Here is a 14,470-nt window from a genome sequence, read left to right as displayed (position 1 = left end):
CCGCGGACAAGTATTCGTTCGCAAGCCTGAAATCTGATGGAGGTTAGTTTGGCCGTAGGGCGGGATTATCTCTTGAAAAAACCCTCGGCCCCCTCCAAGCCGAAGCAGTTCTTCGACGTGCAGGTCGTTCCCATGGCGGTCAACGCGGCGGGAAGCCTTGAGGTCGCGCTGGATCAGGCCGCCCGGCGCCTGGGCTTGCGACCCTCGACCCTGGTGGCAGGCTCGGCCGCGCTTCTCTCGCTCGCCGTGCTCTGCGCCGTCAGGTCGTCGCGACGGCCTGCGTGAGCGCCTCCGCCTCCGCCACGACACGGTCCTGGTGGAAATGGTGCAGCATGTGGCCGGTGCCGGGGAGCCACGTGAAGTGCGCGCCACGCATCAGCGTGGCGGCCAGGGCGCCGTGCAGGGCGTTGTTGACCACGAGATCGGCCGTGCCGCCGAGGAAGCGCACCGGCACCCGGCAGGTCGGGTAGGCCGCCGCCGCCCGGCCGAGGGCGGTCCAGGTGGTCATCGCATCCTCGCCCTCCGCGATCATCCGTGCCGGGCCGCAGGCGCGGGCCCAGGGAAAGCGGGCGGCGAAATCCGGCGGGACTGTCTGGGGCAGGAAGATCGCCCGCCACAGGAGCGGCAGCATCGCCCGGTCGAGGCTTCCCGCCAGCACCTGCGAGAGCCCGTCGCCCAGCCCCGGCAGGGCACGCGGCCCGAACAGGATCTGTTCGAGGCGCGGCTCGGGAAAGCAGAGCGGCGCCATCGCGACCACGCCCGCCACCGCGTCCGGGTCGGACAGGGCGAGGCAGAGCGCCACCGTCGCCCCGAAGGAATGGCCGACCAGAACCGGCCGGTGTAGGCCGAGCTGGTCCAGGGCCTCGCGGATCGCCGCCGCCTGCCGCCAGGGCGAGGCATCGACGAGGCGCCGCCGGGTGCTGAAGCCGTGGCCGGGCCGGTCGAGGGCGATCACCCGGTGCCGGGCCGCGAGGCGCGGGGCCAGCGGCAGCCACACATCTTCCAGGGCCATGAGGGTGCCGTGGATGAGCACGATCGCCTCGCCCTCGCCGGTTTCGGCATAGGCGATGCTGCCGCCCTCACTGAGCGGCACGAAGCGCCGCGCGACTTCACCGGGTGCCACGCCCACGGTCAGGAGCGCCGTCCCGGACGAAGAAGCGTCGCGGCGGCGAGGCCGAGGCCGACGACGGCCGAGGCGGTGGCGAGGGGATGCAGGCTCGCCCGGGTGTAGGCGCTCCGGCGCAGCACCGGGAAGGGCTGGTCGCCATGGACATGGCCGGTATCGTCCTGTTGCGGCGTGTGCAGCGCGCCTGCAGGCCGACGCGGCGCCATCGTCCGCTTCTGGAAGGCAGCGATCTGCCCGGCGAGGTGGTCGTAGGCCCCCGGTGCGAATTCCTTGCCCGCGATGAACAGCTTGCCTGCCCCGCCGACCACGATGTCCCGCTGCGGACGGACGGCCGCGTGCAGGATCGCCCGCGCCACCTCCTCGGCCCGATAGACCGGCGGCGGCAGGGACGGCTCGCGGTCCATGTAGTTGCGCGCCCGGCGGGGCAGGGGGGTGTCGATGGAGGTGGGCTTGATCAGCGTCACCGAGATCGGTGCGTCGGCGAGGCGCAGTTCCATGCGCAGGGCGTCGGTAAAGCCCTTCACCGCGTGCTTCGAGGCCGAGTACATGCCCTGGTAGGGGAAGGCGAGATCGGAGGCGACGGAGCCCATGTTGATCAGCGCGCCGCCCCGCCGCCGCATCAGTTCGACGGCCACGAGCGACCCGTTCACGGTGCCCCAGAAATTCGTCCGCAGCAGGCGCTCGTGGTCCTCCTCGGAAACGTCGCCCAGGGCGCCGTAGATCGTCAGCCCGGCATTGTTCACCCAGGTGTCGACGCCCCCGAACTCGGCCACCGCCCGCGCGGCGATCTCTTCCACCTCCGCCCGCTCGCCGACATCCGCGCCCACGGCGACGGCCTGCCCGCCCTCGCGGGTGATGTCGGCGACGATGGCGTCGAGGGCCGCGCCGCTGCGGGCCGCGAGCACGACCCGCGCGCCCTTGGCGGCGGCCATCCGCGCGGTAGCGAGCCCGATGCCGGACGACGCGCCCGTGATCACGATCGTCTGGTCCGCAAGGGATTTGTGCCGCATGGTCGCTCGTCTCCGGGACGCCCCGGATCGCGGGGCCGCTCGGGTTGGCTACCCGTGGAGCAGCGCTCAAGTTTCCGCAGGCCCCGGGAGGAAGCGCGTCGCCGCGACGATCCCGTCCCTATCGACGCCGTTTCGCAGGGATCTCCTGTGGATGTGCTTCGCGCGGGTATGCGGTGCCGGTCGCAGCGTGTATCCCGGCTCGAAACCGGGATGATTCGGCAATCGTGAGGGAGGGGGCCGCCGTGGGTCAGGCACGCAGGGTCCTGCTCGCCGGAACGCTCCTCGTCCTCGTCGCGGGCGGGGCGCTCGCCGTGACGCGGCCTGAATTCCCCGCGTCCCTGGCCGGATGGCGGGAAACCCTGGAGGCGCTGCTGCCCGACCGCGCTCCGGCACCGGTCGCGCGGTTGCCTGCTCCGCGCACCGCCATCGAGGACGGACGGACGATCGTGCATCTCACGCCCGCCGAGAGGGCGCGGGTCGGGATCGTCACGCAGGTGCTGCACGCCCGGCCGCATCCGCGTGAGTCCACCGGCTACGGCACCATCCTCGACCTCGCCCGCGTCACGGAACTGGCGAACAGCTATGCCGGCGCGGTCGCCGCCCTTCAAACCGCCCGCGCCCGCGCCGAGGTGTCGGTGAGCGCCGCACGGCGGCTCAAGAGCCTCGGCGCGGCGGCGATCGCCACCGCGCAGATCGAGACCGCCGAGGGCACGGCGCTGACCGACCAGGCGGCGGTGACGGCGGCGGATTCCCAGGTGCGGACGCTCGCCGCCACGGCCCGGCAGGAATGGGGCTCGGTGATCGGCAAGGCGATCATCGAGCGCGGCTCCCTGGTGACCCGCCTGATCGAGCGCGAGGACTTCCTCATGCAGGTCACCCTGCCGCCGGGGGAAAACCTGACGCAGGCGCCTCAAACCGCCTTCGCCGAAGTGCCACCGCAGAGCGTGCGGGTGAGCCTGCGCCTCGTCTCCCCCGCAACACGGACCGACCCGCGCATCCAGGGGCAGAGTTTTTACTACCTCGTATCCGGCGAGAGCGGCCTGTTGCCGGGCATGAGCGTCATGGCCTTCCTGCCCACGGGCAGGACCACGACCGGCGTGCTCGTGCCGGAGGATGCCCTGGTCCATGCCGAGGGCGGCACATGGGTCTATCGGGGCCTCGGAAACGACAGCTATGTCCGCCACCCGGTGCGGACCGACGCGCCGATGTCGGCTGACGGGTTCGTCGTCGCCGACCTGCCCGAGGAGGGCGAGATCGTCCTGTCGGGGGCGCAGGCGCTCCTGTCCGAGGAGATGCGCAGCCGGGTTCGCGTAGTCGGCGACGACGATGACTGAGCGTCCCTCCGGCTTGCAGGCAGCCCTGGTCGGTGTCTCGGTCCGGCTGCCACGCGTGGTGCTGGCACTTGCCTGCGCGCTCCTCGTCTTCGGGCTCTATGCCCTGGCTGGCGCGCGCTACGACGTGTTCCCCGAATTCACCCCGCCCACGGCCACGATCCAGACCGAGGCGCCGGGCCTCGACCCGGAACAGGTCGAGGTGCTGGTGACGCAGATCGTGGAGGGTGCGGTGGCGGGCCTGCCGGGCCTGCAAACCCTGCGCTCCTCCTCCATCCAGGGCCTCTCGGTGGTCACGGCCACCTTCCGCCCCGGCAGCAGCGTCGATCAGCTGCGCCAGAGGGTGAACGAGCGCATCGCCGCCCTGCCGGGGCGCCTGCCGCAGGGCGTGTCGGCGCCCGCCATGACGCCGCTCACCTCCTCGACCCTCACGGTGCTCCTCGTCGGCCTCACCTCCGAGCGGCGGGATGCCATGGACCTGCGCACCCTGGCCGACTGGACCGTACGCCCGCGCCTCCAGGCGGTGCCGGGCATCGCCCAGGTCTCGATCTATGGCGGCGCTGTGCGCTCGCTGCAGGTGCAGGTGCGCCCCGACGACCTGATCCGCCACCAGATCGGCCTCAACGACGTGCTCGCTGCCGCGCGCAAGGCGACGGGCGTGCGCGGGGCGGGCTTCGTGGAGACCGCGAACCAGCGGATCGTGCTGCGCACCGAGGGGCAGGCGCTGACCCCGGAGGCCCTGGGCCGGACGGTGCTCGCCAACGAGGGCGGGGCCAGCGTGATCCTGGCCGATGTCGCCACCGTCACCGCCGCGCCGGAGCCCGCGATCAGCGCCGCTCTGGTGGACGGCAAGCCCGGCGTGCTCCTGATGGTCGGCGCGCAGGTCGGCGTCGATACCCTCGCCGTCACCGCCCGGCTCGAAGCCGCCCTCGACGAGTTGCGCCCGGCCCTGGAGCGCGAGGGCGTGTCCTTGCGCCCCGATCTGTTCCGCCCGGCCGACTTCGTCGGGGTCGCCACCGGCAACGTGCTGTTCGCCTTGGGCCTCGGCGGTGGGCTGGTGGTGATCGTGCTGCTCGTCTTCCTCGCGGATTGGCGCACGGCGCTCATCAGCGCGGCGGCGATTCCCCTGTCGCTGGTCTCGGCCGCCCTGGTGCTGCAGGCCTGGGGCGAGAGCCTCAACACCATGACGCTCGGCGGCCTCGCGCTGGCGATCGGAGAGGTGGTGGACGATGCGGTGATCGGGGTCGAGAACGTCACCCGCCGCCTGCGCGAGGCCGGGCGGACGACGCGGGCCGGGCGGGCGCGGCTGGTGCTCGACGCCATCCTCGAGGTCCGCTCCTCCGTCGCCTACGCGACGCTCGCCGTGTTGTTGATGTTCCTGCCGGTGCTGGCGCTCACCGGCGTCGCCGGGCGCCTGTTCGGGCCGCTGGCCCTGGCCTATGTCGCCGCCGTCGTGGCCTCGCTCCTCGTCGCCCTCACGGTGACGCCCGCCCTGTCCCTCCTTCTCCTCGGCGGCAAGGCCGGGCGGACCGGCCCCGTCGCGGACCCGCCCGCCGTGCGCTGGACCCGAGGGCTCTACCTGCGGCTGCTCGACCGCGCGGGCCGGGCGCCTCGTCTCGTGATGGCCGCCGGGCTTGCGGCGACGCTCGCGGGGGCCGCGCTGGTGCCGGGGCTCGGCCTGTCCTTCCTGCCCGACCTGAGGGAGGGGCACCTGATCCTGCACATGGTCGCCGCGCCGGGTACCTCGCTGACGGAATCACAACGGCTCGGCACGCTCATCACCGCCGAACTGAAGGGCATTCCCGGCGTGCGCGCCGTCGCCTCCCAGATCGGCCGGGCCGAGGCGGGCGAGGATACGGCCGGGCCGCATTACAGCGAGATCCATATCGACCTCGAACACGGCCTCGACGGCGCAGCGCAGCGGGGCGTCGAAGGGCGGATCCGCGACCTGATCGCCGGGTTTCCGGGGCCCGCCTTCTCGTTGAAATCCTTCCTCACCGAGCGGATCGAGGAGGTGATCTCGGGCTTCACCGCTCCGGTCGTCGTCAACGTCGTCGGCAACGATCTCGACCGGATCGAGGCCGCCGCCCGCGCCGTCGCGCGGGAACTCGCGGAGGTGCGGGGCGCCCGCGACGTGCAGCAGGCCGCCCCCGCCGGGCTGCCGCAACTGACGGTCGCCCTGCGGGAGGTCGATCTGCGCCATTGGGGTCTCGATGCCGTAGACGTGCTGGAGACCGTCCGCACTGCCTATCAGGGCGATGTCGTCGGCCAGACCTACCGGGGCAATGCCGTGTTCAACGTCATCGTCCTGCTCGACGGGCGCTCCCGCGACCGGCTGAGCCTCGTCGGGGATCTGCCCCTGCGGACTCCCGGCGGGCGCTATCTGCGGCTGTCGCAGGTGGCGGACGTGTACGAGAGCACCGGGCGCTATCAGGTGCAGCACCAGGGCGCGCAGCGGGTGCAGGCGGTCACCGCCAACGTCGTCGGGCGGGACGTGGCGGGGTTCGTCGCCGCAGCCAAGCGCAAGATCGCCAAGGAGGTGCGGCTGCCCGCAGGCGTCTACGTCACCTTCGCGGGGGCTGCCGAGGCCCAGGCGCGGGCGCGGCGCGATCTCCTGTTCCACACGGCGCTCGCCGGGTTCGGCATCGTGGTGCTGCTGGCCGTCGTCACCGGCTCGGGGGCGAACCTCACCCTGGTGCTCGCCAACCTCCCCTTCGCCTTCGTCGGCGGAGTCGCGGCCGTGGCGATGACCGGGGGCACCCTGTCCCTCGGCTCCATCGTGGGTTTCGTCACGCTGGCGGGCATCTCGCTGCGCAACAGCGTGATGATGATCGCCCATTACGAGCAGATGGTCACCCGTGACGGCCGTCCCTGGAACGCGGCCACCGTTGCGGAGGGCGCCGCCGACCGGATGGTGCCGATCCTGATGACCTCCCTCGTCACGGGCCTGGGGCTCCTGCCCCTCGCACTCGGCGCCGGGGAGCCCGGCCGCGAGATCGAGGGCCCGATGGCCGCCGTGATCCTCGGCGGCCTCGTCACCTCGACGGTGCTCAACCTGACGATCCTGCCGATCCTCGCCCGGCGCTTCGCGCGCTTCCGGCGGGACGAGGACATCGCGGAGGCGGCCTGAACCCTTACTGTGTGCGCATGATCTGGATCACCGCCGGGGTGATGATCACCACGAAGAGCACCGGCAGGAAGAACAGGATCATCGGCACCGTCAGCTTGGGCGGCAGGGCGGCGGCCTTCTTCTCGGCCTCGATCATGCGCGCGTCGCGGCTTTCCTGCGCGAGCACGCGCAGGGCCTGACCCACGGGCGTGCCGTATCGCTCCGCCTGGCTGAGGGCGATGGCCACCGACTTCACCGGCTCCAGGCCGGTACGCATCACGAGGTTCTCGTAGGCCTGGCGCCGGTCCGGCAGGAACGACATCTCGGCCACCATCACCGCCAGCTCCTCGGCGAGCACGACGGACGAGACCGCGATCTCGGTGCTCACCTTCCGGAAGGCGTTCTCGATCGCCATGCCAGATTCGACGCAGATCAGCGTCAGGTCGAGGGCGTCGGGCCATGCCTTGCGGATCTCGGTCTGGCGCTTCTTGGCGGCGTTCACGAGGAACAGTTCCGGGGCCTTAATGCCCATGAACGCCGCGCCGATCGTCATGGCGACGCGGGTCAGGAATGAGACGTCGACCGCCTCCAGGATGAACAGGTAGAAGATCGCGAGGATGCTGGCGCCCACCGGTGTCACGAGGCGGAAGAACAGGAAGGCGGTTTCCGCGCCCTGGCCGCGATAGCCCGCCATCAGGAGCTTGCGTTTGGCGGTGTCCGTGCCGAGCCAGCGGCGCAGATTGTACCGCTCCACGATCTCCTTCATGTACGCCTTGGGCTCGGTGCGCAGGCTGCCCTTGGTGGTCAGCTTCTCGCGCTCGCGGCGGCGGATGATCTCGCGCTCGTCGCTCACGAGCTTCATCCGTTTGCCGAGCTTGTCTGGCTCCAGGAAGGGCTGCGCCACGGCGAAGGCTGTGGCCGCGGCGGCGATGGCCGCCAGCGCGCTGCCCACGAAGCGCGGATCGAACAGCTTTGCCGCGATCTCCTCGACCATGCCGTCCCCGTCAGATTTCGAAGGCGATCATCTTCTTGATGACCAGGATGCCCATGGTCATCCAGATCGCCGAGCCCACCAGGGCGATCTTGCCGGCGTCGGTCGTCCAGAGCAGCGAGATGTAGTCCGGGCTCGTCAGCGTGGTGATGCCCGCCACGCCGAAGGGCAGGGCCGCGATGATCGAGGCGGAGGCCTTGGCCTCCATGCTCATCGCCTGGATCTTGCCGCGCATCTTGGCCCGGTCGCGCAGCACCCGCGATAGGTTGTTCAGCGCCTCGGAGAGGTTGCCGCCCGATTGCTGCTGGATGTTGATGACGATCGAGAAGAAGTTCACCTCGGCCGTCGGCACCCGCTCGTGCAGGCGGGACACCGCGTCGCCGAGCGAGAGGCCGAGGGCCTGCGTCTCCACCACGGTGCGGAATTCCCCGCGCAGGGGCTCCTCCGCCTCGCGGGAGACCATGCGGAAGCAATCGCCGACCGGGATGCCGGTCTTGATGCCGCGCACCACCACGTCGACGGCGTTGGGCAGTTCCTTGTTGAACTTCGCGATCCGGCGCAGGCGCAGGTGACGTAGCAGGAAGGGCGGCAGGCCGAACGCACCGAAGAACACGCCGCCCAACGCCGCGAACGGGCTGTCCGTCAGCAGGAACAGCATGAAGCCGACGATCACGCCGAAGACGCCGGAATAGGTCCAGTAGGTCTTCGGCGTCCAGTCGAGCCCCGCGCGGGCGAGCTTCAGTTCCAGCGTGACCTTGGTCGCGCCCTTGGCCTTGGCCTCGATCTCGCCCAGCGTCTTGGCGACCTGATCGCGCCGGTTGACGTTGACGGACCGGCCCGCCGCCGTCACGGGGGCGACGGCGATGACCTTCAGGCGCTTGCCCGCCCGCCGCTGCCCCGGCATCAGGGCGATGATCGCGGCATAGGTCAGGAGGGCGATGGCGAGCCCCGCGAGCCCTGCGGCGACGGGCAGTCCGGGAAAGAGCGAATCGAGATCGGGCATGGCCTCATGCCCCTTCGACGACTTCGGAGGCGTCGAGCGCCGCGCCGAGGCGGCCTTCGAGGCCGTAATAGCGGGCGCGCTCCCAGAAGCGCGGGCGGCCCACGCCCGTGGAGCGATGGCGGCCGATGATCTTGCCGTTCGCGTCCTCCCCGAGGATATCGTAGAGGAAGATATCCTGGGTGGTGATGACCTCGCCCTCCATCCCCAGCACTTCGGTGATGTGAGTGATGCGGCGCGAGCCGTCGCGCAGGCGGGTCGCCTGGACGATCACGTCGATCGAGCCGCAGATCATCTCGCGCAGCGTCCGTGAGGGCAGGGTGAACCCGCCCATGGAGATCATCGATTCGATACGCGACAGGCACTCGCGCGGGCTGTTGGCGTGCAGCGTGCCCATCGAGCCGTCGTGGCCGGTATTCATGGCCTGGAGGAGATCGAACGCCTCCGGGCCGCGCACCTCGCCGACGATGATCCGCTCGGGCCGCATACGCAGGCAGTTCTTGACGAGGTCGCGCATCGTCACCTGCCCCTGACCCTCCATGTTGGGGGGCGGGTTTCCAGGCGCACCACGTGCGGCTGCTGCAATTGCAGTTCCGCCGCGTCCTCGCAGGTGATGACGCGCTCGTCGTGCTCGATATAGGCGGTCAGGCAGTTCAGCAGCGTCGTCTTGCCGGAGCCGGTGCCGCCGGAGATGACGACGTTGCAGCGCGACTGGCCGATGACCTTCAGAACCTCGGCGCCCTCCGGCGAGATCGCGCCGAAGCGGACGAGCTGGTCGAGGGTGAGCTTGTCCTTCTTGAACTTACGGATCGTGAGGGCCGGGCCGTCGATGGCCAGCGGCGGGGCGATGACGTTGACGCGGGAGCCGTCGGGCAGGCGCGCGTCACAGATCGGCGAGGCGTCGTCGACCCGTCGGCCGACCTGGCTGACGATGCGTTGGCAGATGTTCATCAGCTGCTGGTTGTCGCGGAACCGCACGCTGGTGAGCTGGATCTTGCCCGCGACTTCGATGAAGGTCCGGCCCGCACCGTTGACCATGATGTCGGCGATGTCGTCCCGCGCCAGCAGCGGCTCGAGCGGGCCGTAGCCAAGCACGTCGTTGCAGATATCGTCGAGCAGTTCCTCCTGCTCGGAGATCGACAGGACGATGTTCTTGAGCCCGATGATCTCCGTGACGATGTCGCGGATTTCCTCGCGCGCGGTCTCCGCATCGAGATGGGCGAGCTGCGTGAGGTCGATCGCCTCGATGAGGGCGCCGAAGATCAGGCTCTTGGTGCGGTAATATTCGTCCGAGCGCGGGGCCTCGACCACGATCGGGGCCGGAGCGCGCGCCGGCGGGGGCGCCTCTCGCGCGGGTGATGGCGCGGGGGCGGGCTGCTGCAGCGTCCGCGCCTGCGGGATGGGCGGAGGCGTGGGCGCGGAACCGGATTGCCGTCTACCGAACATGATCGTTGCGGACCCGCATCACGAGGCCTTGCGGCGGGCGGCGAGCTTGGCGAGCAACGGCTCGAGCAGGCTCGCGCCCCCGCTCTTGCGCCGCGTCTCCACCCGACCGATGGCGGCGGCGGCGAGATCGTTGAACAGCTCGGCCACCTTCGAGCCGGGCTGCACCTCGGCGATCATCTGGCCGTTGTTGGCGGCGGTGCCGAACAGGGCCGGATCGAAGGGAATGGTCGCCGCCAGCGGGACGTCGAGGGCCTTGGCGAACTCGGTGGCGCCGATCTCCGGCCGCTTGGCCATGCCGCTGCCGTTCAGCAGCACGCGCGGCGGCGCGTCGTTGGGACGGCCGTGCTTGAGGGCGCCGAGCAGGTTCTTGGCGTTGCGCAGGGAGGCGAGGTCCGGCCCGGCGACGACGAGGATCTCGTCGGAGGCGGCCAGCACGCGCTTCGTCCAGGCGTTCCACTGGTGCGGCACGTCGAGGACGAGGCAGGGTACCGTCGCCCGCAGGTGCTCGATCAGCGTGTCGAAGGCGGGCTCGGTGAGGTCGATGGTCCGGTCCAGGCTCGCGGGGGCCGAGAGCAGGCTGAGGTTGTCGCTGCACTTCGAGAGCAGCCGCTCCACCAGGGCGGCGTCGAGGCGCTCGGGGGCGAAGACGGCTTCCGCGATGCCCTGTGGCGGATCCTGATTGAAGTTCAGGGAGGCGGTGCCGAAGGCGATGTCGAGATCGGCGATGACGGTCGGCACGCCCTGGCTGCGCGCGATGGACCACGCCAGATTATGCGCCACGGTCGAGGCGCCGATGCCCCCGCGCACGCCGAACACGGAGATGGTGCGCCCGATGGGCTTCACCCCGGCGGCGGTGAACATCTCCGAGATGGAGGCGATCAGCGTCAGGGGATCGACCGGCGCCATCAGATAATCGGACACGCCCCGCTGCAGCAGCTGCCGGTAGAGCGTCACGTCGTTGAGATGGCCGATGACGACGACGCGGGTGCCCTCGTCGCAGACCTCGGCCAGGGCATCGAGACATTCCAGCGGCTTCGAGCGGGCGCCCTGCACCTCGAGGATGATGACGTTCGGGGTCGGCGCGTGCCGGAAGGCCTCGATCGCCGCCGCGCCGCCGCCCATGCGAACCTTCACGCGGGCGCGCTGCAGCCGACGGTCCTCGGCGGCGGCCTCGATCATGGCCGCCGTCTCCGACAATTCGCAGAAGGCCTGGATCGTGATCCGGGGAACCGGGGCGATTACCCGCTCGGCCGTCTCGCTCTGCTCCGCCATCACGGGACTCTCGGGGTTGAAACGCAAGGTGGCGCCGGAACCGTGCGGCCCCGGCGGAGAACTCAGTTGCCGACCTGGGACTTCACGGATGCCTGACCATCCTGACGCCACTGGGTTGACGGATCCTTGCCTTCGCGCAGCTGGCCGACGTCGCGGATGCGCCGCACGCTGTCGATCCGGCCCTCCGGGCGGCCGCGCACGAGGTCGATCGGGTCCGCGACCTGGGCCGCCACCATCGTCTGCGTGGAGCAGCCGAGGTTCCAGACCGGGCGGTTGCTGTTGTCGAAGGAGAAGTTGCTGGCGCCGAGATCCTGGGGCCAGGTACCGCAGGCATCAGCCACCTTGGCCTGCATGCGCGTGAAGGTCAGGCGGATCGGCGCCGCGAGGCCGGGGGCGGCGGCGGCGTAGATCGAGGTGGAGACGGTGCCGCGCGGCACGCCGTCCTCCGCCGCCCGGCGCAGCAGCAGGGAGGCGGTGCGCTCGGTCGCCGCCGCGCGGGCCGGAGGCAGGCCGCGCGGCACCTCCATCAGCACCCCGCCCCGGCCGTAGCGCCGGTATTCGAGCATGAAGGCGTCCACGTCGTCGGCCTGGCGCGGGTCGAGATGGCCGGGGCCGGTGGGAAACACATCGAGACTGCGGGCGCCGTCCGTCAGCACGATCGGGTGACGCGCGCGGTAATCGGATGCGCCGATCGCCCCCGTGGTGATCGGGGGTTCGGCCTTGCAGGCTCCGGCGAGCGCCGCGAGGGCGCAGGCGCAGAGCAGGGAGAGCCGCGTCCGGGTGGGGCTGTGCGAGGCGGTCATTGCACTACTCGACGATGAAGCCGACGCGGCCACGGTAGGTGGGAGCGATCGGCGCGGCGCCGACCTTGCCGTAGAGGCGGTTGAACTGGCCGAGCAGCACGGCCTGGGTATCGGGCGTGTCGACGAAGTTGTCGTCGGGGCGGCTCACCTGGCGCGGCTCCACCGGCTTGGCGATGAAGGGCGTGACCATGATCATCAGTTCCGTCTCCTGGCGCTGATAGTCGCGGGAGCGGAACAGGGCACCGAGGATCGGCAGGTTGATTAGGCCCGGCAGGCCGCTGAGCGCCTGCTTGTTGACCTGCTGGATCAGGCCCGCCGTCATCATCACGCCGCCGGAGGGCAGCTCGACCGTCGTCTCCGAACGGCGCACGCGGGTGCCGGGGATGGCGGTGGTGACGCCGTCATTGGTGTAGTTGAAGCTGGTCTGGGGATCGATCTCGGTCACGTCGGTGCCGACGCGGATGGAGATGCGGTTGTCCGCCAGCACCACGGGGGTGAAGTTCAGGGCGACGCCGTAGGGCTTGAAGGCGATGCCGGGCGGCGGGCAGATGCCGCCGACGCAACTCGACGCGTTGGAGGGCACGGGGAATTCGCCGCCCGCCAGGAACTTGGCGGACTCGCCCGAGATCGCCGTCAGGGTCGGCTCGGCCAGCACGCGGGAGACGCCTGCCTGCTCGAACGCCTTGAGGGTCGCCTGCAGCGAGAAGCCGCCGCCCTGGATCGAGGCCTGGATCTGGTTGCCGGTCGGCGTCGTCCCGCCGGTGATCGGGAAGGGCAGCGCGTTGACGAAGCCGGGGGCGGTGGCCGAGCCGAGCGGGTTCAGCGCCGACCAGTTGCCGGTCATGTTGATCCCGAACTGCTTCAGGACGTTGCGCGACACCTCCATCACGGTGACGCGTAGCATCACCTGATCCTTGTTGCGGATCGTGAGGTTGTTGATCACCGCGCCGCGCGCGCCCGCCGCGACGCCGCCGGTGGAGCCTCCGCCCGAGGCCCCGCCGCCGCCGAGCCCGACGAAGGCGTTCGAGATGTCGATGGCCTGCTGCGCCTCCGCCGAGGAGCCGACCGAGCCCGAGAGCAGGACCGAGGCGCCGGAGGAGCGCACATCGAACTTGCCGTTCGGGATGCTCTGCATCAGCAGATCGCGCAGGGTGGAGAGGTTCAGGTCGCGGGCGACCGTCACGTCGAGGGCGGCGATCTGGCGGCCCTCCGCATCCATGATGAAGATCGTGGTGGCGCCATCGGCCATGCCGATCACGAACACCTTGCGGGTCGAGCGCACCACCGCGTTGGCCACGGCGGGGTTGGCGACGAACACCTCCTTGGCGTCCCGCGGCAGGTCGACGATGATCGAGCGGCCGGCGGTCAGTTCGACCCGTCGGCTGGTGTTGGCCTCCGCCACGCCGACGGTGACGACCGGGGCGGGGCCGACGGATCCGCGATCCTGCGAGCCGCGCAATTGCGCGCTGGCCGGGCCGGGCACGGCGGCGAGGGCGGCGAGGGCCAGGGCGCCGAGGCGGCGTTGAGCGAGGCGAGAGGGCATGAGGCTGGCTTTCATGGCGCTCACGGCGTGTGCTGGCGGGCGATGCCGAAGCGCACCACGGTCAGGCCCGGATCGACGGCGGGCTGTTCCTCGGGGGCGGCCGAAGCGGTGTCCTGGCTATGCCCGGCATCGGCGAGGCTGCGCAGGGCCAGGGAGAGCGAGCCGATCTTCTGGGCGAGGGTCACCGTCTCCGCCTGGGCGGGAGTGAGGGCGAGGGTCGCCGTCTCGCCCGTGACGACGTTGGTGCCGTTCTTTTCCTGGATGAGCTGGCCCACGGCCAGTACCCGGATGTCCCGCAGGATCGTCTGCGAGAGCTGGACATCCGTCCCCGAATTCTTGGAGGCGGTGTCGTCGCGGTAGGTGCGGATCACGTCCACCCGGTCGTTGGGCAGGATGAAGCCGCCCGCCGAGTTGGTGCCACGGCTGTCGGTGACGATGGCCACCGCCCGCATCCCGGCGGGCAGGATCGCGGCCATGAAGCCGCTCTCGGGGCGGACCAGCTTCTGGGCGCGGATCGGCTCACCCGCCAGAAAGGCCGAGCGCACCGTGGCGCCGATGGTCGTTTCGAGGGCGTTGGGATGGTCCTTCCGCGTGACGAAACCGGGCGAGAGGGCCGAATCCGGCCAGGGTTGCCAGCGCAGGTCGGCGGCCTGGAGCACCTGCCCCATCGGCTCGTCGGCGGCGGCCACGAGCACGTCGCTGACCGGCGGCGGGGGCGCCTGCACCACCTTCTCCGGCGGCGGGGGCGGAGGCGGGGGGCTGCCTCCCATCAGGTAGGCGGCCCCGCTGCCCGCGAGGAGGGCGATGCCGAGGACGGCGAGGCGGGCGGGTTTCATCGG

The 14,470-nt window shown here is 70.8% G+C and carries 11 protein-coding genes and 1 pseudogene; 3 read left to right on the top strand and 9 right to left on the bottom strand.

Going from position 1 to position 14,470, the window contains the following annotated elements:
- Positions 1-72: 72 nt before the first annotated feature.
- Positions 73-285 carry a hypothetical protein gene (locus ACFQE0_RS05220; protein WP_378967738.1) on the top strand — a complete coding sequence of 71 codons (213 nt, stop codon included), beginning with the start codon at positions 73-75 and terminating at the stop codon, positions 283-285.
- Here the strand turns inward: ACFQE0_RS05220 and ACFQE0_RS05215 are convergent.
- Together ACFQE0_RS05215 and ACFQE0_RS05210 are read right to left on the bottom strand one after the other, a co-directional pair.
- On the bottom strand, positions 260-1,129 hold the full coding sequence (locus ACFQE0_RS05215) for an alpha/beta fold hydrolase (protein ID WP_378967736.1): 870 nt from the start codon (positions 1,127-1,129) through the stop codon (positions 260-262). The two genes, ACFQE0_RS05220 and ACFQE0_RS05215, sit on opposite strands and share 26 nt — an antisense overlap.
- A gap of 2 nt (positions 1,130-1,131) precedes the next feature.
- On the bottom strand, positions 1,132-2,136 hold the full coding sequence (locus ACFQE0_RS05210; protein ID WP_378967735.1) for an SDR family oxidoreductase: 1,005 nt from the start codon (positions 2,134-2,136) through the stop codon (positions 1,132-1,134).
- A gap of 242 nt (positions 2,137-2,378) precedes the next feature.
- Here ACFQE0_RS05210 and ACFQE0_RS05205 point away from each other — a divergent pair, with 242 nt between their 5' ends.
- Positions 2,379-3,470: an efflux RND transporter periplasmic adaptor subunit gene (locus ACFQE0_RS05205; RefSeq protein ID WP_378967733.1), complete on the top strand. Its 1,092-nt coding sequence runs from the start codon at positions 2,379-2,381 to the stop codon at positions 3,468-3,470.
- Positions 3,463-6,597 (top strand): efflux RND transporter permease subunit, encoded by a 3,135-nt coding sequence (locus ACFQE0_RS05200; protein ID WP_378967731.1) that lies wholly within the window; start codon positions 3,463-3,465, stop codon positions 6,595-6,597. The genes ACFQE0_RS05205 and ACFQE0_RS05200 overlap by 8 nt, the downstream gene beginning before the upstream one ends.
- Positions 6,598-6,601: 4 nt before the next feature.
- On the opposite strand, the gene ACFQE0_RS05195 is transcribed toward ACFQE0_RS05200, so the two are convergent.
- The 7 genes and pseudogenes from ACFQE0_RS05195 to cpaB form a co-directional block, all read right to left on the bottom strand.
- Positions 6,602-7,570: a type II secretion system F family protein gene (locus ACFQE0_RS05195; RefSeq protein ID WP_378967728.1), complete on the bottom strand. Its 969-nt coding sequence runs from the start codon at positions 7,568-7,570 to the stop codon at positions 6,602-6,604.
- A gap of 10 nt (positions 7,571-7,580) precedes the next feature.
- Positions 7,581-8,570: a type II secretion system F family protein gene (locus ACFQE0_RS05190; protein WP_378967726.1), complete on the bottom strand. Its 990-nt coding sequence runs from the start codon at positions 8,568-8,570 to the stop codon at positions 7,581-7,583.
- Positions 8,571-8,574: 4 nt separating this feature from the next.
- Positions 8,575-10,013: pseudogene (locus ACFQE0_RS05185) on the bottom strand (CpaF family protein).
- A gap of 18 nt (positions 10,014-10,031) precedes the next feature.
- Entirely contained in the window at positions 10,032-11,285 is a 1,254-nt protein-coding gene (locus ACFQE0_RS05180) for an AAA family ATPase (RefSeq protein ID WP_378967723.1), read from the bottom strand.
- Between the two features lie 62 nt (positions 11,286-11,347).
- Entirely contained in the window at positions 11,348-12,088 is a 741-nt protein-coding gene (locus ACFQE0_RS05175) for a CpaD family pilus assembly protein (protein ID WP_378967721.1), read from the bottom strand.
- A gap of 4 nt (positions 12,089-12,092) precedes the next feature.
- Positions 12,093-13,631, bottom strand: a complete 1,539-nt coding sequence (locus tag ACFQE0_RS05170; RefSeq protein WP_378975283.1) for a type II and III secretion system protein family protein — start codon at positions 13,629-13,631, stop codon at positions 12,093-12,095.
- Positions 13,632-13,651: 20 nt separating this feature from the next.
- Positions 13,652-14,467 carry a Flp pilus assembly protein CpaB gene (gene cpaB / locus ACFQE0_RS05165; protein ID WP_378967719.1) on the bottom strand — a complete coding sequence of 272 codons (816 nt, stop codon included), beginning with the start codon at positions 14,465-14,467 and terminating at the stop codon, positions 13,652-13,654.
- Between the last annotated feature and the right edge of the window lie 3 nt (positions 14,468-14,470).

The sequence above is a fragment of the Methylobacterium komagatae genome, from assembly GCF_042661665.1.
In the GTDB taxonomy this organism is placed as follows: Bacteria; Pseudomonadota; Alphaproteobacteria; order Rhizobiales; family Beijerinckiaceae; genus Methylobacterium; species Methylobacterium komagatae.
Note: the sequence above shows the minus strand (reverse complement) of the source record. Positions and strands in the feature narration are given on the sequence as shown.